Source organism: Pseudomonas abyssi (assembly GCF_002307495.1).
In the GTDB taxonomy this organism is placed as follows: domain Bacteria; phylum Pseudomonadota; class Gammaproteobacteria; order Pseudomonadales; family Pseudomonadaceae; genus Halopseudomonas; species Halopseudomonas abyssi.
Window position 1 is genome coordinate 36,419 of the sequence record NZ_NTMR01000011.1, and the last position, 23,407, is coordinate 59,825.

General features: G+C 61.6%; 20 protein-coding genes. 9 read left to right on the plus strand and 11 right to left on the minus strand.

The features are described 5' to 3' along the window. Positions 1-43 precede the first annotated feature (43 nt). Positions 44-823 carry a hydroxyacylglutathione hydrolase gene (gene gloB, locus CNQ84_RS09300; protein WP_096004613.1) on the minus strand — a complete coding sequence of 260 codons (780 nt, stop codon included), beginning with the start codon at positions 821-823 and terminating at the stop codon, positions 44-46. 126 nt (positions 824-949) lie between these two features. On the opposite strand from gloB, the gene CNQ84_RS09305 reads away from it, so the two are divergent. Genes CNQ84_RS09305 through dnaQ form a run of 3 tightly spaced genes read left to right on the plus strand, consistent with a single transcriptional unit; the run spans position 950 to position 2,901 of the window. Further along, positions 950-1,723, plus strand: coding sequence for a class I SAM-dependent methyltransferase (locus tag CNQ84_RS09305; RefSeq protein WP_096004614.1), 774 nt, complete (start codon positions 950-952; stop codon positions 1,721-1,723). Continuing rightward, the gene (gene rnhA, locus CNQ84_RS09310) at positions 1,720-2,172 is read left to right on the plus strand and encodes a ribonuclease HI (protein ID WP_096004615.1); all 453 of its coding nucleotides are present in this window, start codon (positions 1,720-1,722) and stop codon (positions 2,170-2,172) included. Before CNQ84_RS09305 ends, rnhA begins: the two co-directional genes overlap by 4 nt. Before the next feature lie 3 nt (positions 2,173-2,175). Beyond that, complete coding sequence (dnaQ, locus tag CNQ84_RS09315) at positions 2,176-2,901, plus strand: DNA polymerase III subunit epsilon (RefSeq protein ID WP_096004616.1); 726 nt, start codon at positions 2,176-2,178, stop codon at positions 2,899-2,901. A 319-nt stretch (positions 2,902-3,220) separates the two neighbouring features. Here the strand turns inward: dnaQ and nhaB are convergent, their stop codons facing one another. Next, positions 3,221-4,714 (minus strand): sodium/proton antiporter NhaB, encoded by a 1,494-nt coding sequence (gene nhaB / locus CNQ84_RS09320; protein ID WP_096004617.1) that lies wholly within the window; start codon positions 4,712-4,714, stop codon positions 3,221-3,223. Positions 4,715-5,071: 357 nt separating this feature from the next. Between nhaB and CNQ84_RS09325 the strand changes: the two genes are divergently transcribed. The 4 genes from CNQ84_RS09325 (at position 5,072) to CNQ84_RS09340 (ending at position 9,094) form a co-directional block, all read left to right on the plus strand. Beyond that, positions 5,072-5,884, plus strand: a complete 813-nt coding sequence (locus CNQ84_RS09325) for a crotonase/enoyl-CoA hydratase family protein (protein WP_096004618.1) — start codon at positions 5,072-5,074, stop codon at positions 5,882-5,884. A gap of 96 nt (positions 5,885-5,980) precedes the next feature. After that, a complete protein-coding gene (locus CNQ84_RS09330; RefSeq protein ID WP_096004619.1) occupies positions 5,981-7,591 on the plus strand; it encodes a FimL-related protein in 1,611 nt (536 codons plus the stop codon). Continuing rightward, positions 7,588-8,424, plus strand: a complete 837-nt coding sequence (gene nudC / locus CNQ84_RS09335) for an NAD(+) diphosphatase (RefSeq protein WP_096004620.1) — start codon at positions 7,588-7,590, stop codon at positions 8,422-8,424. The genes CNQ84_RS09330 and nudC overlap by 4 nt, the downstream gene beginning before the upstream one ends. 22 nt (positions 8,425-8,446) lie before the next feature. Continuing rightward, positions 8,447-9,094, plus strand: coding sequence for a hypothetical protein (locus CNQ84_RS09340; protein ID WP_096004621.1), 648 nt, complete (start codon positions 8,447-8,449; stop codon positions 9,092-9,094). 80 nt (positions 9,095-9,174) lie between these two features. Here CNQ84_RS09340 and CNQ84_RS09345 read toward each other — a convergent pair whose 3' ends face one another. The 4 genes from CNQ84_RS09345 to CNQ84_RS09360 all read right to left on the minus strand — a co-directional run bounded on the left by CNQ84_RS09345 (position 9,175) and on the right by CNQ84_RS09360 (position 13,267). Then, positions 9,175-9,942, minus strand: a complete 768-nt coding sequence (locus tag CNQ84_RS09345; RefSeq protein ID WP_096004622.1) for an SDR family oxidoreductase — start codon at positions 9,940-9,942, stop codon at positions 9,175-9,177. Between the two features lie 229 nt (positions 9,943-10,171). Then, a complete protein-coding gene (gene atzF / locus CNQ84_RS09350; RefSeq protein WP_096004623.1) occupies positions 10,172-11,977 on the minus strand; it encodes an allophanate hydrolase in 1,806 nt (601 codons plus the stop codon). 220 nt (positions 11,978-12,197) lie between these two features. Beyond that, positions 12,198-12,512: an SCP2 sterol-binding domain-containing protein gene (locus CNQ84_RS09355; RefSeq protein WP_083729026.1), complete on the minus strand. Its 315-nt coding sequence runs from the start codon at positions 12,510-12,512 to the stop codon at positions 12,198-12,200. Positions 12,513-12,562: 50 nt separating this feature from the next. Then, complete coding sequence (locus CNQ84_RS09360) at positions 12,563-13,267, minus strand: histidine phosphatase family protein (RefSeq protein ID WP_096004624.1); 705 nt, start codon at positions 13,265-13,267, stop codon at positions 12,563-12,565. Positions 13,268-13,440: 173 nt separating this feature from the next. Between CNQ84_RS09360 and sohB the strand changes: the two genes are divergently transcribed. Both sohB and CNQ84_RS09370 read left to right on the plus strand, forming a co-directional pair. After that, complete coding sequence (gene sohB, locus CNQ84_RS09365; RefSeq protein WP_096004625.1) at positions 13,441-14,466, plus strand: protease SohB; 1,026 nt, start codon at positions 13,441-13,443, stop codon at positions 14,464-14,466. An 8-nt stretch (positions 14,467-14,474) separates the two neighbouring features. Continuing rightward, positions 14,475-15,461, plus strand: coding sequence for a YhdH/YhfP family quinone oxidoreductase (locus tag CNQ84_RS09370; protein WP_096004626.1), 987 nt, complete (start codon positions 14,475-14,477; stop codon positions 15,459-15,461). A 67-nt stretch (positions 15,462-15,528) separates the two neighbouring features. Here the strand turns inward: CNQ84_RS09370 and CNQ84_RS09375 are convergent, their stop codons facing one another. From CNQ84_RS09375 to metH, 5 genes are all read right to left on the minus strand, one after another. Further along, complete coding sequence (locus tag CNQ84_RS09375) at positions 15,529-16,026, minus strand: DUF934 domain-containing protein (protein WP_096004627.1); 498 nt, start codon at positions 16,024-16,026, stop codon at positions 15,529-15,531. Next, the gene (locus CNQ84_RS09380) at positions 16,010-17,668 is read right to left on the minus strand and encodes a nitrite/sulfite reductase (protein WP_096004628.1); all 1,659 of its coding nucleotides are present in this window, start codon (positions 17,666-17,668) and stop codon (positions 16,010-16,012) included. Before CNQ84_RS09380 ends, CNQ84_RS09375 begins: the two co-directional genes overlap by 17 nt. Before the next feature lie 354 nt (positions 17,669-18,022). Then, positions 18,023-18,253 carry a DUF2970 domain-containing protein gene (locus tag CNQ84_RS09385; RefSeq protein ID WP_065335795.1) on the minus strand — a complete coding sequence of 77 codons (231 nt, stop codon included), beginning with the start codon at positions 18,251-18,253 and terminating at the stop codon, positions 18,023-18,025. 47 nt (positions 18,254-18,300) lie between these two features. Continuing rightward, complete coding sequence (locus tag CNQ84_RS09390) at positions 18,301-19,635, minus strand: MATE family efflux transporter (RefSeq protein ID WP_096004629.1); 1,335 nt, start codon at positions 19,633-19,635, stop codon at positions 18,301-18,303. Beyond that, complete coding sequence (gene metH / locus CNQ84_RS09395) at positions 19,635-23,327, minus strand: methionine synthase (protein WP_096004630.1); 3,693 nt, start codon at positions 23,325-23,327, stop codon at positions 19,635-19,637. The genes CNQ84_RS09390 and metH overlap by 1 nt, the downstream gene beginning before the upstream one ends. Positions 23,328-23,407: the final 80 nt, after the last annotated feature.

Here is a 23,407-nt window from a genome sequence, read left to right on the forward strand (position 1 = left end):
AAATGAGGTCGATTCTATGGGCGGGTTTTTAACCGGTCAACGGTTAAAAACTGTCCTTCCATGACCTTACAGTTGCAAAGGTTTCTACGCCCGGCTTCAGGTCGCGATTTGCCTGCCTGCTGGCGGCCTGCGTCACAGCGTCGCACTCGGCCCGCAGGAACGGATTGGTGCGTTTTTCCAGAGCCAGATCGGTTGGCAGCGTCATGCGGTCGGCGGCGCGCAGCTCTTCCACGACTTCCAGGCGTACACGAATATCGGTGTTGTCCGGCTCTACTGCATGGGCAAAGCGCAAGTTGGCCAGGGTATATTCGTGGGCGCAGTAGATGCGGGTGTTGTCTGGCAGCGCAGCCAGACGTGAGAGCGAATGGTGCATCTGCTCCGGCGTGCCCTCGAACAGGCGACCGCACCCGCCAGCAAACAGGGTGTCGCCGCTCAGCAGCCAGGGGTCGCCGGCGTTGTCGCAGAAGAAGGCAATGTGGCCGAGGGTGTGGCCGGGTACGGCAATCACCTCCAGCTCCAGGCCGAACAGGTGCAGGCGATCGCCGTCGCTGAGGGCACGGTCGCGGCCTGGGATGTTCTCGTCTGCGGGGCCCCAGACGCGGCACTCGGTGGCCGCCTTGAGGGTGTTGACGCCGCCAACATGGTCGGGGTGGTGATGGGTCACCAAAATGTGGCTGAGGCTGTATTCCGGGTGTCGACCGAGCCAGGTGATTACCGGCCGGGCGTCGCCCGGGTCAACCGCGGCAACCTGCTGGCGCTGCTCGTCGATCAGTAGCCAGATATAGTTGTCATTGAAAGCCGGTAGCGCGATAAAGGTAGACATGGGCAGGCTATTCCTCGAGATATTCTTGGTTTCGTTGTCGACCAGGGTGCAGCCTACCATTGCACGACCCCGATGTACTGGTTCGGACAAATACACAGAGTGGGGTGATACCCCGGTGGAGATGACATGGCTCGCGGTGAGGCGGCAGGGTCAATAAGCCAGGCTGATCTGATGCGATTGCTGCAGGAGGCGCGCCAGTGGCTGGCGTCGCCGGCCGGTTGCATGCTGTTGGACGCCGAGCGGCAAGTGCAGCGCGAGGTGCTGTCGGCGTGTTTTGGCCAGCACCTGGTGCAGTACGGGCTGGCTCCCCAGCTGTTGACGCCAGAGGTGCGGGTGCTGCGCCATTGCTGGTTGCTGGACATGCGTGGCGAGGGTGAGAGTATTGCTACCGAAGAGGCTCGTTGGCCTTTTGCACCGCAAGCGCTGGACGTGGTGGTGTTGCATCATGGGCTGGACTTCAGCCTGTCGCCGCGCGCCTTGCTGCGCGAGGCCAGCCAGGCTGTGCGGGCTGGTGGCCACCTGCTGATTTTTGGCTTCAACCCGCTGAGCACCTGGGGCTGGCAACACTACCTGGGGCGTGACTGGTTTGGCGAGGCCGGCTTTGTCAGTCCGGCGCGGCTGGAGGACTGGCTGGAGCTGCTGGGGTTTGCGGTGGAGAAACGATTGGATGGGTGTTATCGTCCGCCGCTTGCATCGCCGACCTGGTTGCGGCGCCTGGCTTTCCTGGAATCCTTTGGACAGCGTGGCGGGCTGCCTGGCGGCGGATTCTACTGCCTGCTGGCGCGCCGCCAGATGCTCGGCGCCACGCCGCAGCGCGAGCGCGGCCGGGTCTTCCCTACGCTGGTGATGCCGCCCTTGGCTGCCGGCAGTCGGCAGGCGCATAAACGGAATGGCCGATGACCCAAGCGATTGAAATCTTTACCGACGGTGCCTGCAAGGGCAATCCTGGCCCGGGCGGCTGGGGCGTGTTGCTCCGGCTGGGCGAGCATGAAAAGCGTCTTTACGGCGGCGAGCTGGACACCACCAACAACCGCATGGAGCTGCTGGCTGCCATCCGCGGTCTGGAAGCGCTCAAGCGACCCGCTTCGGTGATTTTGACCACCGATTCTCAGTATGTCATGAAGGGCGTGCGCGAGTGGATGCCCAACTGGAAAAAGCGTGGCTGGAAAACCGCCAGCAAGCAGCCAGTGAAGAACGTCGATCTCTGGCAGCAGCTGGATGCGCTGGTCAGTCAGCATGAGGTCGAGTGGCGCTGGGTACGCGGCCATACCGGCCATCGCGAAAATGAACTGGCCGACGAGCTGGCCAATCTGGGTGTCCAGTACATCCTCAGTGAACGGAAGGGTTAACGCATGCGTGAAGTGGTACTGGATACCGAAACCACGGGTATCGAGCACAAGGAAGGGCATCGGATTATCGAGATCGGCTGTGTCGAGGTGATTGGCCGGCGCCTGACCGGGCGGCACTATCACGTCTACATCAACCCGCAGCGCGACATTGATGAAGGCGCCCAGGCGGTACACGGCATTTCCGCCGAATTTCTCGCCGACAAGCCGCTCTTTGCCGACATCGCCGATGATTTCATGAACTTCATCAGCGGCGCTCGGCTGGTCATCCATAATGCCGCGTTCGACGTCGGCTTTATCGACAGCGAGCTGACCCGTCTCAATCGTGGGCACGGTGTTGTGGCAGACCATTGCTCGGTGCTGGATACCCTGGCGATGGCGCGGGAGAAGCACCCGGGCCAACGCAACAGCCTGGATGCCCTGTGCAAGCGCTACGGCGTGGACAACTCTCAGCGCGACCTGCACGGCGCCTTGCTGGATGCCGAGATTCTGGCTGATGTCTATCTGACCATGACCGGTGGCCAGACGGCGCTGTCGCTGGCAGCCAACGGCCAGGGTGATGGCGAAGGGGGGGATACGGCCAGCGCGATTCGGCGCATCGACCCGGCGCTGCGTCAGCACTTGCAAGTGTTGCGCGCCAGTGACGCCGAGCTACAGGCCCATGAGGCGCGACTGGACGCGCTGGAAAAATCAGCCGGCTTTGCCTTCTGGCGCGGCGCCCCAGAGCAGTAACCTTTGCAGTGATGTTTTCTTAGGTTTGGCGGGGAAAAGCGAAACCTAGTCGCTCTGACTACCGCTCTGTTGGTGGGGTGTACACCGAGTTCTGTCCCGTTTACGCGGGCGAGTAGCGCAGGGCTAACGGGAGAAAGAGTCATAGGATGTTTGAGGCTCGAAGAGCCGAGTTTTATGACTCCCCGTTAGCCCGAGCAACGCAGCGAACCCGCAGGGCCGCGTAGCCGGGTGCCCCGGGGGATCGCTAAGGGGGGCTGGGCAAGCAGCCCCCCTTAGCTCGCCGTAAAAGGCGAAAAGCTATTTATCCTTTGGCGCGCCCTTACAGCCAATACGTCACCGCAAACAACCCCACGCCACCCAGCACCAGCGTGTAGGGCAACGCCATAAAGACCATGCGGCCATAGGACAGGCGCACCAGCGGGGCAATGGCGGAGGTCAGCAGGAACAGGAAGGCTGCCTGGCCGTTTGGCGTCGCCACACTCGGCAGGTTGGTGCCGGTGTTGATGGCAATGGCCAGGTGCTCAAACTGCATCGGCGTGATCTCGCCCGCATCCAGTGCCTGCTTGACCTCGCTGATATAGACGGTGGCGACGAACACGTTGTCGCTGATCATCGACAGCACGCCGTTGGCGATAAAGAACATGCTCGGTTGCTGCTCTGGCGGCAGCGCCAGCACGGCGTGGATGATCGGGCTGAACAGATGCTGTTCATGGATCACCGCAACAATCGCGAAAAACACCACCAGCAGCGAAGTGAAGGGCAGCGCCTCCTGGAAGGATTTGCCGATTTGATGTTCGTCGATGATGCCGTTGAACGACGCAATCAGGATGATCACCATCAGGCCGATAAAGCCGACTTCCGCCAGGTGTAGCGCCAGGCCAACGACCAGCAGCACGGCGGCCAGGGCCTGAATCAGCAGGGCTGCACGTTGCGGGCCGCGACGTTTGGCTTGTTCGCTGGCGGCAAAATCCTCCAGTACGCGGCGTACTGGGCGGGGCAGGCGAGCGCCGTAGCCGAACCAGCTGGTTTTCTCCAGCAGCAGGCAGGTCAGCAGTCCGCAGGCCAGCACCGGCATGCTGACCGGCGCCATCAGCAGGAAGAACTCGACGAAGTCCCAGCCGGCTACTCCGGCAATCAGCAGGTTCTGGGGTTCACCGACCAGTGTGCAGACGCCGCCCAGGGCGGTACCCACCGCGCCGTGCATCAACAGACTGCGCAGAAAGGCGCGGAACTGCTCCAGGTGCTCGCGGTGGCGCGGGTCTTCGTCAGGGTCGAGGGTGCTGCCGTCACCGGGGCCAGCAGAAGCCACCTTGTGATAAACCCCGTAAAAGCCGACCGCGACCGTGATGATCACTGCGGTCACCGTCAACGCGTCGAGGAAGGCCGACAATACCGCCGCCACCAGGCAGAACAGTAGCGCAAGCACTGATTTGGAGCGCACGCCAAGGATCAGCTTGGTAAATGTCAGCAGCAGCAGGTCCTTCATAAAGTAGATGCCGGCGACCATGAACATCAACAGCAGGATCACCGGAAAGTTGCCCAGTACCTCGCGATACAGGGCGTCTGGTGTCGTCATGCCGATGACCAGGGCCTCCAGTGCGAGCAGGCCGCCGGGTAACAGGGGGTAGCACTTGAGGGCCATGGCCAGGGTAAAGATGAACTCCACCACCAGCAGCCAGCCTGTCAGGTAGGGGCCGAGCAGCCACATGGCGAGTGGGTTGAGCAATAGAAAGGCGACAATGGTGCGCTTGTACCAGCCCGGCGCCTGGCCGAGAAAGTTCTGCGCCAACGCCGGGAGGAGGGCATCAGACATGGTGAAAGTCCTGTTTCAAGTGGGAAAGTGCGTTGAACAGAATGCTGGAGTGAGTCAGTGGCCTGTTCGACGTACTCTCACCAAGGCGCCGGAAGCTTACCGCAAATTGCCGTGTGGTGTGGCCCCCCGATAGTCGATGTTGCAGGGGTCTTTGGTCCCGGCCGGCGTGAGCCGGCGCAGGAGCCTTTACCAAGTCGCATTTTCAGTATCTTAGGCGGGTTTGCTGAGTTTTTGGTTATGGTGTTTGCCTGTCGGCTTGTTATAGTCACGTTACTCTATTCGTCTGGTAGTGGTATCTGATTTGGATCATGTTCAGATCGGCTGCCGGATGCATCCTCAAAAAAAGAAGGTCTGAAAATGCCGGAGTTCAAGACACTGCTGGTGGAGCAACTGGGCAAGGTGGTTCACATCCAGATTAATCGTCCCGACAAGATCAACGCGATGAACCGCGCGTTCTGGGAAGAGATGATCCAGCTGTTCGACTGGATTGACGAGACCCCTGAGATCCGTTGTGCGGTTATTTCCGGCGCGGGCAAACACTTTTCCGCAGGGATCGACCTGCAGATGCTGGCCGAAGCTGCTGCTGGCATGGACCCGGATATCGGCCGCAAGGCCGAAGCGATTCGACGCAATGTATTGAAGCTGCAAGAGTCCTTCAACGTGATCGATCGCTGCCGCAAGCCGGTCATTGCTGCGATTCACGGCTATTGCATTGGCGGTGCGATTGATCTGATTTCTGCCTGTGACATGCGTTACAGCACGGAAGATGCTCATTTCTCCATCAAGGAAATCGACATGGGCATGGCCGCCGACGTCGGCACCCTGCAGCGATTGCCGCGCATTATTGGCGATGGCATGATGCGGGAGATGGCCTACACCGGCCGTGCCGTGCTGGGCACCGAGGCCGCGCGCATTGGTCTGGTCAACCGCACCTGGGCGGATCACGAGCAACTGTTGGCTGGCGTGCTTGAACTCGCGCAAGAAATCGCCAGCAAGTCACCATTGGCCATTCGCGGCACCAAGGAAATGATTCGCTTCAGCCGCGATCATAGCGTCGAGGACGGTCTCAACTATATTGCGACCTGGAATGCAGCCATGCTGCAGTCTGATGACCTCAAGAACGCTGTGATGGCACACATGAGCAAGCAAAAGCCGGAGTTTGCCGACTGATCGGCCAGGGCGCAGCGCAGGGACGGTGGGGGACTGAAAGCTATGTTAACCGGTAGCACGTCGCTAGATCTTGTCAGGGATGAACTCTTCACCAGCATGGGTGAGGTAGAGGATCTCCTGCAGCAGTTTCTGGAAGACAGACAGAATGGCAGTCTGTTGCAGCAGTCGATCGAGGGCCTGCAGCAGTTGCGTGGCACCTTGGCGCTGATTGAGCTCAAGGGGGCTGCCGAACTGCTCGACGAGATGATTGAGCTGGCCACCGACATTCCGGTGCATGAAGGCGAGCAACGTAACGAACCTTTGGCGGCCCTGTGTGACGCCCTGTTTCTGCTCCAGCGCTACCTGGATCAGGCGCGCCAGGCTGGCAGCGAACGCCCGGAGTTGCTGCTGCCGATGATCAACCAGTTGCGCCGCCATCGCAGCGGCGCAGCGCCCTTGCCAGACAGCCATTTCTACCCGCTGCCGGTGGCAGGCTTGCCGCTGAATCTGCGCCCCGGGGTGACAGAAGACCCGAACCCGAAAACCTTTGCCCGCATGCGTCAGATGTATCAGTTGGGCCTGCTGGGGCTGCTGCGCGAAGACGCTGCCGCCGCTACGCCGCTGATGCAGCGCGCGCTGCTGCGTTTTGAAACCTGCATGAGCAGCCGTATGGCGACCCTGTGCTGGGTTGCCGGAGCGGCGCTTGAGGCTCTGGAGCAGGCCGGACTCGAGCTGACCCCGGTGCGCAAGCGCCTGTTTGCCCAGCTCGACCGGGAAATCAAACGCCATGGCGCCGCCAACGATGGCGCTTTCAATGACGAGCTGCTGCGAGAGCTGCTCTATCTGGTTGCGCTGGCCGACTCCAGCTGCATGCGCTGCCAGGAGGTATCAAGCGCCTATCAGCTGCCCGATCCGGGCTACACCGAAATCGAAATTCAGGATGCCTTCGCGAAGTTGCGTGGTCCGGGCATTGATGTGATGCATTCGGTCGCCGAAGCCTTGCGCGAAGAAATTACTGCCATCAAGGATCTGCTGGACCTGCTGGCACGCAATGCCGGTGACCCGGAACAGTCGCTTGAAACCCTTAACGGCAGCCTGGAACGTCTTTGGAAGACGCTGAACATGCTGGATATTCGTGCCGAGTCCGAAGGGATCAAAGCGGCTGCCGCCCAGCTCAGCCGCTGGGAGAGTGGCGATATGGTTGCGCTGGAGCAGGTGGCTGATGCCGTGCTGCGCGCAGAGACGGCGGTCAACCGGCTTGATGCGTCCGGCGATGAAGCTGAGACGGCGACCGCCGATGGGGCTGGTTACGGCGAGCCGCTGGAGCTGAAGGAGGCGCGCATCGTTTTGATCGAAGAATCGCAGGCGGGTCTGGCCCTGGCCAAGCGGGCGATCACCGCCTATATGGAATCGGGCAATGATGCCATGCACCTGCTTAACGTTCCGCCGTCACTGGAAACCGTGCGCGGCGGCCTGGTCTTCCTGGGCATGACGCGTGCGGCCAATGTGATTCAGATGGCCGCCAGCTTTATCCGCGAAACCATGCTTGAGCGCAAGCAAGTGCCGCAGGATGCTCAACTGGAGGTGCTGGCCGACGCCTTGACCAGCATTGAATTCTATCTCGAGTCGGCCGAGCGAGCCGCCGTCGCGACCGGCGATGTACTGGCGTTGGCGGAGGAAAGCCTGGCCGAGCTCGGCTACGCCGTATCGGGGACCCCCTCTGCATGAGATCTTTCCGGCTGTTTGAACCAGCCACCCGTTTGCAATCGACCGCCTCGCAAGGGGTGGTTGTGGTCTATCACCAGAATCAGTTTGCAATGTTCGAGGGGCGCTTGCTGCTCGATCCGGATCAGGTGATGTACTTTGGTGATACCGGCCATCGCCTGATGCTTGGGCATGTGGATGGACGGCCCTGCGAATTGATTCACCTGAGCAATACGCTGGATATGCCCGGTGTCAGCTGGCACGGCCTGCGTACCCTGATCGGTCAGGTGGATGATGCCCTGTTTCGCCTGCTTGGCTTGGCTCAGCAACTGGATGCCTGGTATCGCGGCCACCGTTTCTGCGGCAGTTGCGGCGGTGCGATGCAGCCGCGAGAGGATGAGCGGGCGATGGAGTGCCAAGCCTGCGAGCGCCGGGATTACCCGAAGCTGGCGCCGTGCATCATCGTTCTGATTACCCGTGGTCGAGAGATTCTGCTGGCCCGTGCGCCGCACTTTCCGCCTGGCTTTTTCAGCACCCTGGCCGGCTTTATCGAACCGGGTGAATCCGCCGAGGAATGCCTGCACCGGGAGGTCAAGGAAGAGGTCAATCTGGAGGTCGACCAGCTGCGCTATCTGGGCAGCCAGAGTTGGCCTTTCCCTAATTCGTTGATGCTCGGGTTTCACGCCGAGTATGTGAGCGGCGAGATTGTGCCGCAGCCCGGGGAAATCGAAGAGGCGCACTGGTGGTCAGTGGATGATTTGCCACGGCTGCCACCCAAGGGCACTATTTCGCGCTGGCTGGTGGATTGTTACCTGGCCCAACTTGACGGCGCGCCGGTTCCGCCCGTTCCCGCCTGAGCTACGCAAGGAGTCGCTGGGTATGCAATTTTTCGGACTGGCCTTGATCGCTGCTGTGCTGGCAGCGCTGCTGGTACTGCTGGTCGTGCGCTATGGCTGGCATTTGCGCTGGTTGGCAGGCTGGGTGAAAGGCAATGTGCTGTTGCTGGGCTTGGTGCTGGCGACCCTGATCGGGCTGCTCGCATGGGATCTGCAGTATTTCAGGGTGATCGAGCCACGCACCACGGCGGGCACTCTGACCTTCAGCAAGGTAGGTAATCAGCAGTATGAGGCGGTGCTGTCCGGTGCGGGAGAAGAGCGCAGGGTGCGCTTGACCGGTGATCTCTGGGAGCTTGAGGTAGAGGTGCTGCGCTGGCACGGCCTGGCGAGCCTGATTGGCCTGCAGGACGGCTACCGGATGCATCGGCTGCTGGGGCGCTATATCGCACTGGAACAACAGCGTGATGCCGGTAGCGCGCTGTCAGCCAACTTCAACCCCACGCCGGCCTGGCGTGATCTGTGGGTCTGGGTTGATCGGCTGGAAAGCCAGGCGATGGTGCAGGCTGATGCCTTTGAAGTGCGCTTTGTGCCCCTGGTGGATGGTGCGCGCTTTGCCCTTGAGGTCGGCCCCACCGGCCTGACGCCAGAGCCGTTGAATGCACAGGCACGCGCGGCCATGAAGGGGCTGTGAGCGCTGTCCCCCCGAGCGTGTCGCTACGCAGAAACAAAAAAGGCTGCCCGTGGGCAGCCTTTTTTATTGCCGGCTGGCAATCAGGACAGCATGCCGCCGTCGACGTTGATGGCAGCGCCGGTAGTGTAGCTGGAGGCTTCGCTCACCAGGTACAGCACGGTGCCGGCCATTTCGGACGGGTCTGCTGCACGGGCCAGCGGGATGCGCTCCAGTGCCGGCTTGAGGATCGCGTCGTTGGTGGTCAGGGCTGAGGCGAACTTGGTGTCGGTCAGGCCTGGCAGCAGGGCGTTGCAGCGGATGCCGAACTGAGCGGTTTCCTTGGCGAAGACCTTGGTCATGTTGATGACCGCTGCCTTGGTGATGGAGTAGATGCCCTGCAGCTGGCCGGGCACGACGCCGTTGACCGAGGCGACGTTGAGGATGTTGCCGCCGCCGTTTTTGCGCATCAGCTTGCCGGCTTCTACCGACATGAAGAAGTAGCCACGGATATTGACGTCAACGGTCTTCTGGAAGGCGCCCAGGTCTGTGTCCAGCACGTTACCGAAGTAGGGGTTGGCAGCAGCGTTGTTGACCAGGATGTCCAGTTTGCCGAACTGCGATTCAATCGCTGCAACGGTGGCGACGATCTGCTCCATGTCGCCGATGTGGCAAGCCTGGGCTGACGCCTTGCCACCGGCGGCGACAATGGCGTCGGCTACGGCCTGGCAGTCTTCGACCTTGCGGCTGGAGATGATCACGTGCGCGCCCTGCTGGGCCAGCAGCTTGGCGATGGCTTCACCGATGCCGCGGCTGCCGCCGGTTACCAGGGCTACTTTGCCGTCGAGGTCGAACAGTTGGGTCTTTTGCATGGCTTGATCCTTGATCTCGTTCTGCCTCCTTGCAGAGGCGCTGATTGGATGCCGCGCAGCGGCCGCAGATAACTGCGCGCGCCGGGCAGGGCGACATGACCGCTTAATCTAAAGCAGCGATGGGGCAGTAACAAGGAATGTGTCAGAGGATTAGACAGGGTGTTGCCGGAGCATTGGCTGGATCAATGGGCCACCGGCTGCAGGGCGCAGCTGGTGGCGCTATTTGGGGTTAGTGGTTGTTCTGGCTGGCGATAAAGGCGCGCCAGCCGCCAAAGCTGGTAATGTCGCGTGCGCCCTGCAGTGCGGCTGGCTCGCAGATGAATCCCTTGACCCAACGGCCATCGGCCAGTTGCAGGTTGCCGATGCCCAGCGGCGGTGGAATTTCGGCAACAAATTCGCCGAAGCGGGCTATGGGTACATCCCACAACTCGACGATGATCTGTGCGCCATCCTCGTTGACGCGCGCCAATCCCGGTTTGGGGGGGACGGTGCCGGGCAGGGCATACAGGCGGTAGTCGGCGCAGGTCAGGGTCTGCTCTACCAGGCAGGCGTCGCGGGTGGTGAGCTGGAAGTTGAGCGGCATGCCGGTCAGGTGGGCGCCAACCACCGCAACGCGAACGGAACCGGGTGCGGGCGGGGACGATTCGGCCGGCGGCGGGCAGGGGCGGTCGGTGGCCCCCAGTCGCAGTGCCATGTGCTGTTGCCAGCGTTTGCCGAGGCTGGCCAAGGCGTGGTCGTGCCAGGCCGGAGCAATCAGCGTGACGCCCGCTGGCAGACCGTCTGCGCGGAACCCTGCCGGTACGGCCAGCGCGCTGAGGTCGGCCAGGTTGGTGAAATTGGTGTAGGTGCCAAATTGGCTGTTATACAGCACCGGCTCATTCTGCATCTCGCTGATACGGCGAATGGTCGGTGAGGTAGGGACCAGCAGGGCGTCGAAGTCGGCCAGCAGCAGGTTGATCCGACGTGACAGCTCGGCACGGGTGTATTCCGCGCGGTAGGCGTCGCAGGCGCTGTACTGGTCGCCGCCGGCCGTAATCGCGCGTACCACCGGGTCCATGTCGTCCGGGTTGACGCCATCGACAGCAACTGTCCGCTCCGCCACCCAGGAGCCCTGATACAGCTGGGCTGCCAGTTCGGCAAAGGGGCTAAAGTCGATCTCGCACAGCTCGGCTCCCAGCGCGCGCCATTGCTCCAGCGCGGCCTCGTAGGCGGCTTGCATCTGTTGGTCGCCGTGGAACTCGGGGTTGCTGGCAATCGCCAGGCGCGGCGCCTGAGGCATACCGACCGGTGCACTGCCAGGATTGGCGCGGCTATAAGGGTCGGCAGGGTCGAAACCGCCAGCGATGCCGGCGACCTGCTCGGCATCCTCTACGGTCAGGGCGAAAACGGAGATGCAATCCAGCGTTTTGCAGGCCGGAACCAGGCCCGTATTGGGCAACCAGCCGCGCGTTGGCTTGAGGCCGACGATGTTGTTGAAGCCGGCCGGTACGCGACCCGAGCCGGCGGTGTCGGTGCCCAGTGCAAAGGGCACCAGCCCGCGGGCGACGGCACTGGCTGAGCCTGAACTGGAGCCACCGCTGACGTACTCGGGGTTGAAGCTGTTGGCGACTGCGCCGTAGGGCGAGCGGGTGCCCACCAGCCCGGTGGCAAACTGATCCAGGTTGGTCTTGCCAATCAAAATGGCACCGGCCGCACGCAGGCGGGTGACCACGGTCGCATCGTTATCGGCGACACGGCCAAAGGCTGGGCAGGCGGCAGTGGTCTGCCATCCGGCAGCATCGATATTGTCCTTGATCGCAAAGGGCACGCCGTACAGCGGCAGTGTTGTCAGGTCACCATTGGCAGCGTCCAGCTGGGCTGCCAGTGCTTGCAGTTGGCCGGTCAGTTGCTCGGCGCTGGCTAGGCTGATCCAGGCGTTGTCTGTCTCGCTTAGCTGGGCGCGCAGAGCGGGCAGCAGCGTGTCGGGGGAGACGCCGGGTTGTTGGTAGGCTTGCTGCCATTGGCTCAGGGTGAAACCGGTGGTGCTGTTGCTCATAGTGTTGAATACCGTCTTGGATACAAGATGGTATTAACTAAAGCAAGTCGCATGCCTCTCTGGCTAATACCAGTGTAATCAGTTGGTTAGATGTTTTTGAAGCAAAGGGGGGAGTCGGTGGAATGGCTGTGTGCCCGGTTCTGGGGCGCTTTGCCTGGTGGTCTGCCTGATTGCGGGGCAGAGAGGGGGCCAGGGCGGCACCCCTCCTTGGCTGTCGGCCTCAGGCGGGGAACAGTTCGCCCAGCTTGAGGGCCAGCATCATGTCGCCTTCAGCGCGCAGCTTGCCGCCCATGAACGCCTGCATGCCGTCGGTTTCGCCTGTCATGACGCCGACCAGGGTTTCCTTGTCCATGATCAGGGTGACGTTCGGATCGGCGGCTTCGCCTTTGGCCAGAGCGCAGGTGCCATCCTTGACGGTCACGTTGAAGTTCTCGTCGTCGGTGATGTTGAACTGGAATACCAGATCCAGACCGGCTGCAGCGGCTGAGTTGAACTTGGATTCCATCTGGCTGGTGATTTCTGCAACGGTAGTCATCGGTCGTTCCTATGCTGGTTGAAGTGACGGGGCTGGATGCGCCGTCGCGGTTATCTGTAGCTGATCCATTCCGGACGCTGGTGGATGTCCAGGTGCGCCTGGCTGTTGAAGGCAGCCAGGCTGACCTTGTCCGCCCGGTACTGCAACCGGCTGACAGAGGTGTTCACGATTTGCCAGTTCAGCTCAAAGGCGCTGGTGGCTGGCATTTGCGTGATCAGTTGCAGGGCGGCGGTAATGGTGCCGCCCGAGGCAAAGATGGCGATGTTCTGGCCGCTGTCGGTGTTGGCTGCCATGACGCGCTGCAGACCGCCGGCTACCTGATCTACATAGCTTTGCCAGGTGGGGCAGCCCTGCGGCGGGTTATCGTCGGTGATCCACAGGGTCACAGCCATGCTGAAAATACGCTGGAATTCCTTGCGGTATTGCCCGGCATGGGCGAGGTAGAAGTCGGTGTCGGCGATGTGATCACGCACCCGGGGCAGGTAGGCTGCCATGACGGGATCAGAGTGGTATTCGTTGAATGCCGGATCGATCTGTATGTCGGTTTCGGGTTGGCGCAAGCCCGCCAGGCAGTGACGGGCGGTGTCTATCTGACGGCGCAGATCGCCTGCATAGCAGGCATCAATACGCAGGCCGCAGCGATGCAGAAACTCGCCGCACAGCTGGGATTGGCGCACGCCCAGCGGGGACAGTTCATCGTAGTTGGCTGCGCCCAGCGACGCCTGCCCGTGTCTGATCAGGTAGATACTGCCCACAATCCCCGGTCCCGTTTGCTGTTATGCGTTGAGGTTAGGCTTGAGCTGACGAGGCTGTCAATACAAAATCATACGAGCGTTTGAATTTTGCCAGCGCCGGCGCCGCCCATGGACAGGGCGTTGCTGTATGCTTGAGCGCCAATGCAGGCTATTTGAACAGGGTGGAGAGCGCAGTGGAATGGTTTGATCAGTATGTCTTTTTCCTCGCCAAGGCGCTGACGGTGCTGCTGGTTGTTGGTGCGCTCATCGTGCTGGTCGCGGCCAGCAAGGGCCGTGGCAAGCGGGCAGAGGGGACGCTGCAGGTCAGTCGTCTGAATGACCGTTTCCAGCGTATGAACGAACAACTGAGCGAGCTGGTGCTCAGTAAGCAGGCACGCAAGGCGCAGCTCAAGATCCGCAAGCAGGAGGCCAAGGCACGCAGCAAGGACCCGCAGGCGGACGAGCAGGGGCGCGTCTACGTGCTCAACTTTCACGGTGACATCAAGGCCAGCGCGCTGGAGAACCTGCGTCACGAGGTCAGCGCGGTGCTGGAAATCGCCCGCCCGAGCGATGAGGTGCTGGTGCGCCTGGAAAGTGGCGGTGGCATGGTCCACGCCTACGGGCTGGCGGCTTCGCAGCTGGTACGAGTGCGCGAGGCAGGGATTCCGTTGACTATCGCCGTCGACAAGGTAGCGGCCAGCGGCGGCTACATGATGGCCTGTATTGCCGACCGCGTTCTGGCAGCGCCCTTTGCCATGCTCGGCTCCATTGGTGTGGTGGCTCAGTTGCCCAACGTGCATCGTCTGCTGAAGAAGCACGATATCGACTTCGAGATGCTGACGGCTGGCGAATACAAGCGCACACTGACTATCTTTGGTGAGAACAGCGACAAGGGGCGGGAGAAATTTCAGGAAGATCTGGAAACCATCCACCGCCTGTTCAAGGCGTTTGTGGCCCGCTACCGCCCGACACTGGATATTGACGCGGTGGCAACCGGCGAGGTCTGGTTTGGTAGCGAAGCCCTGTCGCGCGGCCTGGCCGATGAGATCAAGACCAGCGATCAGTATCTGTGCGAGCGCGTTCGCCAGGCTGACGTCTTTGAGGTGCAGTTTGAACAGCGTAAGCGGCTGCAGGAGCGCCTGTCCGGCGGCCTGTCCCAGACGGCTGACAAGCTGTTGGTCACCTGGGCTTCACGCTTTCACAATCAACGATTCTGGTAGGAGCGAATATGTCTGAATTCAAGGCGTTGGTGGTATCTGAGCAGGACGGACGCTATGTTTCGGCCGTGCAGCAGCGGCACGTGGATGAACTGCCCGAAGGCGACGTACTGATTCGTGTGCGCTACTCCTCGCTGAACTACAAGGATGCCCTGTCCGCCAGCGGCAACAAGGGCGTCACCCGGAACTACCCCCACACCCCGGGCATCGATGCGGCGGGTGTAGTGGAGGCCAGCTCTGCGCCAGAGCTGGTGGCGGGCGATGAGGTGATTGTGACCGGTTACGACCTGGGTATGGGCACCGCTGGTGGCTTTGGCCAGTATATTCGGGTGCCGGCGAGCTGGGTCATCAAGCGTCCTGAGGGGCTGTCCCTGCGTGACAGCATGGTACTGGGGACTGCCGGTCTGACGGCGGCCCTGTGTATCGACAAGCTGGAGCAGGCCGGCCTGACGCCTGGTCAGGGGCCGGTACTGGTGACCGGCGCGACAGGGGGCGTGGGCAGTATTGCCGTGGCCATGCTGTCCAGCCTGGGGTATGAGGTGGCCGCCGCCACTGGCAAGGCGCTGCAGGCCGAGATGCTCAAGCGCCTGGGTGCCAGTCAAATTGTTGACCGTACCGCGCTGCAAAGCGGCACAGAAAAGATGCTACTCAAGGAGCAGTGGGCAGGGGCGGTGGACACCGTGGGGGGCGATATCCTGTTCAACGTGGTCAAGTCGCTGCGCTATGGTGCCAGCGTCGCCACCTGCGGGATGACCGCCGGCGGAGCCTTTGCCGCGACTGTGTTCCCGTTCATTCTGCGCAACGTCAACCTGCTGGGGGTGGACTCGGTCGAGCTGCCACTGGTGGTCAAGGCGTCGATGTGGGATCGGCTGTCGCTGCAGTGGAAGACCGATCTGCACAATCTGGAGCGGGAAGTTTCGCTGGAGGAGCTGCCCAACGAGATCGAGCGTATTCTGACCGGCAAGATGACCGGGCGCGTGGTGGTCAATCTGGATTAGTCGGCTGGCAGCATGTATCAAGCAGGCATAAAAAAACCGGGGCCCAGCCCCGGTTTTTTTTTGCGCCTCAGGCGCGGCGGCGGAACAGCGGTAGCGGCTGATCGGTCGCTGCCTGATAGGTGTTGGAAAAGTCTTTCAGGCTTTCCAGCGCCTCATCGGCGTTGCGGTCGGCACGCAGGGCAAAGGCGTCAAAGCCGCAGCGCTGCATGAAGAACAGCTGATCACGCAGGACATCGCCAATGGCGCGGACTTCGCCCTGGTACTGGTAGCGGTCACGCAGCAGGCGGGCGTTGGAGTAGTTGCGACCGTCGCTGAAGACCGGGAAGTTCAGTGCGATAACCTGGAACTGCTGCAGGTCATCGGCAATGCTTTCCACTTCCTCGTCGCTGTCCAGCCACACACCCAGACCGCCATCACGGGCTTTCAGGGCATGGCTGTGCTCCAGCCACAGTGCCAGCGGCACGATGATACTGTCGCTGTTGGGCAGGCCGTCCAGGGTGGCGTCCTTGTCCAGCAGGTGCCAACTGTCGTTGACCACCTCACCGTTCTTAATTAGCCGCTGCATACACGCGCTCCTTGAAGGGTGCCATGCCGATACGCTTGAAGGTATCGAGGAACTGTTCTTCGGGGGTGCGGTTCTCGATGTAGACATCGATCACCTTGGTCATCACGCTGGGCATATCTTCGGCCGAGAAGGACGGGCCGAGGATCTGGCCGATGCTGGCGTCGCGACCGCTGTTGCCGCCAATCGAGACCTGATAGAACTCCTGGCCTTTTTTGTCGACGCCCAGTACGCCAATGTGCCCCACATGGTGGTGACCGCAGGCGTTCATGCAGCCTGAAATGTTCAGGTCCAGATCGCCGATGTCGTGCAGGTAGTCCAGGTCATCAAAGGTGCGCTGGATGGCTTCGGCGATCGGAATCGACTTGGCGTTGGCCAGGGCGCAGAAGTCGCCGCCGGGGCAGCAGATGATGTCGGTCAGCAGGCCGATATTGGGGGTCGCAAAACCATGCTTGCGGCAGGCTTGCCACAGCTCGTACAGGTCGCTCTGGCGTACGTCGGCCAGCACCAGATTCTGCTGGTGGGTAACGCGCAGCTCGCCGAAGCTGAACTGATCGGCCAGGTCGGCAATGGCGTCGAGCTGTTTGTCGTCGGCATCGCCCGGGGCAACCGCGGTCGGCTTGAGCGACAGGGTAACCGCGGCATAGCCCGGTACCTTGTGGGCGTGCACGTTACGCAGCGCCCAGTTGTTGAAGCCCTTTTCGGCTTCACGCTTGGCCAGGTAGTCGGCGTCGTCGCCGCTGAACTGCTCGTAGGCAGGCGCAGAGAAGTGGCCGGCAACACGATCCAGCTCTTGCTGGGTCAGGGTGGCCGGGCCGTCCTTGGTGTGCGCCCATTCGGCATTGACCTTCTCGGCGAAGACCTCGGGAGTCAGAGCCTTGACCAGGATCTTGATGCGCGCCTTGTACTTGTTGTCACGACGGCCATAGCGGTTGTAGACACGCAGGATGGCATCGAGATACGTCAGCAGGTGCTGCCAGGGCAGGAATTCGCAAATCTGCGAGCCGACAATCGGCGTGCGGCCGAGACCGCCACCCACCAGCACGCGGAAGCCGATGTCGCCGGCATCGTTACGTACAACGTTCAGGCCGATGTCGTGTACGCCGATGGCGGCACGGTCCGCCTCAGCGCCGTTGACGGCAATCTTGAACTTGCGCGGCAGGAAGGCGAATTCCGGGTGGAAGGTAGACCACTGACGGATGATTTCGCACCACGGACGCGGGTCAACCAGCTCGTCAGCAGCAACGCCGGCAAACTGATCGGTCGTGGTGTTGCGGATACAGTTGCCGCTGGTCTGAATGGCGTGCATCTGGACTTCGGCCAGGTGGGCCAGAATATCCGGCACGTCTTCCAGGGCCGGCCAGTTGAACTGCACGTTCTGACGGGTACTGAAATGTACATAGCCCTTGTCGTACTGACGGGCAATCAGGGCCAGTTTGCGCACTTGTCTGGCAGAAATCAGGCCGTAGGGGATGGCAACGCGCAGCATTGGCGCGTAGCGCTGAACATACAGACCGTTCTGCAGGCGCAGCGGCAGGAATTCGCTCTCGCTCAGCTCGCCGGCGAGAAAGCGGCGGGTCTGATCGCGGAACTGCTTTACGCGGTCCTCGACGATCTGCTGATCATATTCGTCGTAGATATACATACAGAAACCTGTTCATGGGGCACTGCTGGCCCCTTCTTTAGTCATGACCCTTCAGGCTTGGGCGGGCAGACAATAGCAGTTTTTGAATATGCACAAAAGGAATGTTTATCTATATGTTTAGATCGATTTTGTACATAAAAAGCGGCCTTGAGAGCCGTGTTGGAATGGTCTTAACTGTTATCTGACATTGCACTACAACCATAACAACAAGACAGAGGGCTTTTATATGACAGACCACAACCTGCAGGAGAGCAGTGCGGGCGAATCGTCCCTGGACGCCATGGCCGCGGTTGCCTTGATTCTTATCGTGGTGGTGGCTGCTGTGTTCTGGGTCAGTGGCCAGTAGGCCTGCTGTCAGCCAGCAGCGACATGCAATACCAGTTTCACGACCCCCAGTACGCAGAGGACAAATAGCAGGGTAAAGCCAACACCGGCAATAATAAAGTGGCTGGGTTTACCCTGACTGAAGTCGCGCTCGCGGGCCCGGTTGCTCTGCACGCCCAAGGCGGCAGCCAGCACGCTGGAGAGGGTGTCGCGCAGGCGCATCGGCTTGTCGTTCGGCTGCTGTTGATCTGACTCGCTCATGGGCACAGCTCCGTTAGGGTGCTCTGCCAGCTTAGGTGCTTAGCGGCTCAAATGCGAATGTCGGCCCAATGCCGGCGACGCCACATCAGCGCAAAAATCATCGAGTTGATACAGCGATACAGGCTCTGCAGCAGCCACACCAGCAGCAGGCCGCCGCCCAGTAGCGGTCCGGCAATATAGGCGCAGGGCAAAAACAGCAGCCATTGACTACCCAAGTTTACGGCCATGACGGTGCGGCTGGCGCCAGCGCCCAGCAGCGCCTGGGTGAGGACCAGGGCGGTCGCATCCAGGCTCATGCCCAGGCCGGTAATGCGCAGCGGCCATTCGCCGAGGTCGATCAGTGCCGGATCCTGGGTAAAGAGGCCAAGAATCAGATGTGGCGCCAGCCAGAACGGCATGCCCAGTACAAAGAGCACCAGGACGGCCACGCGGACCACGTCCCAGCCCCAGCGATAGGCCTGCTCCGGCTCTTGCCGTCCCAGGCTGTGACTGACCAGTGTGGTGGCGGCCATGCCGAGGCCCACGCCGGGCAGAATCAGAAACAGCGCCAGGTTGACCAGCACATGGGCGATGGCCAGCTCGTCGGTGCCGATGCGCGCGACAATCCAGAACAGGGTGGTAATTCCGGTGGCGAAGAAGAACTGCTGCAGTGAATTGGGCAGGGCCAGGCGCAACATGGCGCGAATCTCGGTGCCGCGTGGCCGAGCCCGCAGGAAGCCGTGTTCGCGCCCGCCATGCAGGGTGATGCCGAAATACAGCGCCGAGCCCAGCAGCATGGCGATCGCGGTGCCCATGCCCGAGCCTTCGGCGCCTATCTCCGGCAGGCCGAAGCGGCCGAAGATCAGGCCATAGCTGATCAGCACATTGGCGACATGCATGATGATCAGAATCTGCAGGTAGCGGCCGGCCCGGTGGGTGCCGTTCCAGTAGCCGCGAAAGGCAAAGTTGGCGCCCACTGCTACGATGGCCAGCACGCGCCACTGGAAGTAATGAGTGCCTATCTCGACCACTGCAGGGTCGTCGGCGAGAAAGCGAATGATGCGCTCGGCCTGGGTCCAGCACAGCAGAGTGAGCGGCACGGCGAGCAGCAGAGCAATCAGCAGGCCTTCGTTGAGCGGACCGGCAATCCGGTTGGTGTCACCGGCGCCCTGGCGGCGTGCCACCATGGCCTGCACACCGGCGCCCAGTCCCATGACCAGCGCAACGGCCATGAAGTTGGCGTAGCTGCCCAGCCCCACACCTGCCAGCGCCTCGCTGCCCAGGCTGCCGACCATGGCGGCGTCCACCAGGTTAAGCAGGCTCTGGCTCAGCATGCCGCCCATAATCGGCAGCCCGAGCACGGCGATGCTGCGCAGCCGTGCGCGGGAGGGGAGCAGGGCCATCAGTTGTCGTAGCTGAGGTTGGGTGCCAGCCAGCGTTCGCTGACTGCCTGATCCTGACCTTTGCGGGCACTGTAGGACTCAACCTGATCACGGGTAATCTTGCCGACCGCGAAATACTGGCTTTGCGGATGCGAGAAGTACCAGCCGCTGACGGACGCCGCCGGGAACATGGCGAAGTGCTCGGTCAGGGTCACGCCGCTGGTGCCCTCAGGATCGAGCAGCTTGAACAGCGTGGCCTTTTCGGTGTGATCGGGGCAGGCGGGATAACCAGGTGCCGGGCGAATGCCGCGATACTGCTCACGGATCAGGCTGTCATTGTCCAGCTCTTCGGCGCTGTCGTACCCCCAGTAGTTCTTTCGCACCTGCTCGTGCAGCCATTCGGCGCAGGCCTCGGCCAGACGGTCGGCCAGCGCCTTGACCATGATGGCGCTGTAGTCGTCTCCCTTGGCCTCATACTCCTTGGCCAGCTCTTCGGCGCCGATGCCGGCGCTGGTGATAAAGCCGCCGACGTAGTCGGTCTTGCCGCTGTCTGCCGGGGCTACAAAGTCGGCCAGCGACAGGTTGGGCTTGCCTTCGGGCTTGATGGTCTGCTGGCGCAGGTGGTGCAGCAGGGCCAGCGGTTCACCTTGCGGGTCAAACAGCTGGATGTCGTCATGTGCGACCTGCTGGGCCGGCCAGAAACCGAAAACCGCGCGGGCGCTGATCAGTTTCTCGTCGATCAGGCGGGTCAGCATGCTGCGGGCGTCGGCGTACAGCGCGGTTGCCGCCTCGCCAACCACCTCATCTTGCAGGATGCGCGGGAACTTGCCGGCCAGATCCCAAGAGATGAAGAAGGGCGTCCAGTCGATATATTCGGCCAGCACCCGCAGATCGATGTTGTCCAGTGTCTGCACGCCGAGCGCGCGCGGGGTGGGCGGCTGGTAGTCGGTCCAGTCGAGCTGCAGGCGATTGTCGACCGCCTGTTGATAGGTCAGGTATTCGGTGCGCGCCGAGCGGTTGGCGGTGCGCTCGCGGACTACGGCGTAATCCTCGCGAATCTGCTGCACGTAGCCCGGCTTGAGCTCCTTGGACAGCAGCGAGGTGGCCACGCCGACCGCACGAGAGGCGTCGGTCACGTAAATCACCGCGTCGTTGTGATAGTGCGGCTCGATCTTCACGGCGGTGTGCGCCTTGGAGGTGGTGGCCCCGCCGATCAGCAGCGGCAGATGGAAGTCGCGGCGCTGCATTTCTTTGGCTACGTGGACCATCTCGTCCAGCGACGGGGTGATCAGACCGGAGAGACCGATGATGTCGCACTTTTCGTCGATGGCGGTCTGCAGAATTTTCTCCGCCGGCACCATCACGCCGAGATCGACGATGTCATAACCGTTGCAGCCTAGTACCACGCCTACGATATTTTTGCCGATATCGTGCACATCGCCTTTTACCGTGGCCATCAGGATCTTGCCCTTGGCCTCGGGGGTGTCGCCCTTTTCCTCTTCAATAAAGGGGATCAGGTGCGCGACGGCCTGTTTCATGACCCGGGCAGATTTGACCACCTGCGGCAGGAACATCTTGCCGGCACCGAACAGGTCGCCGACCACGTTCATGCCGGCCATCAGCGGGCCCTCGATAACTTCGATCGGGCGCTTGGCCTGCTGGCGAGCCAGTTCGGTATCTTCGACGATCCAGGCGGTGATGCCCTTGACCAGCGAGTGCTCAAGGCGTTTTTCCACCGGCCAGCTGCGCCATTCTTCGTTTTCTGCTTCCTTGGCGGCGCCGTCGCCCTTGAACTGCTCGGCAATGGCCAGCAGGGCGTCGGTGGCATCAGGGTTGCGGTTGAGGATCACGTCCTCAACGCGGTCACGCAGTTCGGCTGGGATTTCGTCGTAGATCTCCAGCTGGCCGGCGTTGACGATACCCATGGTCAGCCCGCTGCGAATGGCGTAGTAGAGGAACACCGAGTGAATCGCCTCGCGCACCGGGTTGTTGCCGCGGAACGAGAAGGACACGTTGGACACGCCGCCCGAGCTCAGTGCGTAGGGCAGGTTGTCGCGGATATAGGCGCAGGCATTGATGAAGTCGACAGCATAGTTGTTGTGCTCTTCGATGCCGGTAGCCACGGCAAAGATGTTGGCGTCGAAAATGATGTCTTCCGGCGCAAAGCCGACTTCGTTGACCAGGATATCGTAGGAGCGCTGGCAGATTTCGTTCTTGCGCGCTTCGGTATCAGCCTGACCGGCTTCGTCGAAGGCCATGACGATGACGGCCGCGCCGTAACGTTTACACAGGCGCGCGTGCTGTTTGAACTGTTCAACCCCTTCCTTCATCGAGATCGAGTTGACGATGCCCTTGCCCTGAATGCACTTGAGGCCGGCCTCGATCACATCCCACTTGGAGGAGTCGATCATGATCGGCACGCGGGAAATATCCGGCTCGCCGGCGATCAGGTTGAGAAAACGCACCATCGCCGCCTTGGAGTCGAGCATGCCCTCGTCCATGTTGATGTCGATGACCTGGGCTCCGGCTTCTACCTGCTGCAGGGCAACCTCAAGCGCTTCGGTGTAGTTTTCCTCACGAATCAGGCGGGCGAACTTGGCGCTGCCGGTAATGTTGGTGCGCTCGCCGACGTTAACGAACAGCGATTCCCGGGTAATGGTGAAGGGTTCCAGGCCGGAGAGACGGCAGGCTGGTGCGATCTCCGGGATCTTGCGCGGCGGATATTGGGCAACGGTCTCGGCGATGGCGCGAATATGCCCGGGTGTGCTGCCGCAGCAGCCGCCGACGATGTTGAGGAAGCCGGCGCGGGCAAAGTCTTCGATGACCGCAGCCATTTCTTCCGGGGTTTCATCGTACTCGCCGAACTCGTTGGGCAGGCCCGCGTTGGGGTGCGCCGAAACAAAGGTATCTGCCTTGTTGGACAGTTCTTCCAGATAGGGGCGCAGGTCCTTGGCGCCCAGAGCGCAGTTCAGACCGATGGACAACGGCTTGGCGTGGCGCACCGAGTTCCAGAAGGCTTCGGTGGTCTGGCCGGACAGGGTGCGACCGGAGGCATCGGTAATGGTGCCGGAGATCATGATCGGCAGTTCGATGCCGTCGTCTTCGAAAACCTGCTGCACGGCGAAAATGGCCGCCTTGGCATTCAGGGTATCGAAGATGGTTTCGATCAGAATCAGGTCGGCGCCGCCTTCGATCAGGCCGCGAGTCGATTCAATGTAGTTTTCTACCAGTTCGTCGAACGTGACGTTGCGGTAGCCCGGGTCATTCACGTCCGGTGAGATGGAGCAGGTGCGGCTGGTCGGGCCCAGCACCCCGGCGACGAAGCGCGGGCGGTCCGGGTTTTCGGCGGTCTTCGCGTCACAAACCTGGCGGGCGATGCGGGCCCCCTCGACGTTCAGCTCATAGGACAGCGCCTGCATGCCGTAGTCGGCCTGGGAAATGCGCGTCGCGTTGAACGTGTTGGTTTCGATGATGTCGGCGCCGGCGTCCAGATAGGCTTTCTGGATGGCCGATAACACCTCGGTCTGCGTCAGTTGCAGCAGGTCGTTGTTGCCCTTGACGTCGCTGGGCCAGTCGGCAAAGCGTTCGCCGCGGTAGTCCGCTTCTTCCAGCTTGTAGCTCTGGATCATGGTTCCCATGCCGCCATCAAGAATCAGGATGCGCTGCTGCAGGGCGTTACGCAGGGCGGTCAGGCGGGTGCTTCGGTCAGGCATGGGTACTCCGGGAAAGGCGCGCTGAAAAGCCGAAAATCATAGCACGGCGCGGGCTTGGGTGGCAGTTGGCTGCTGCGTGG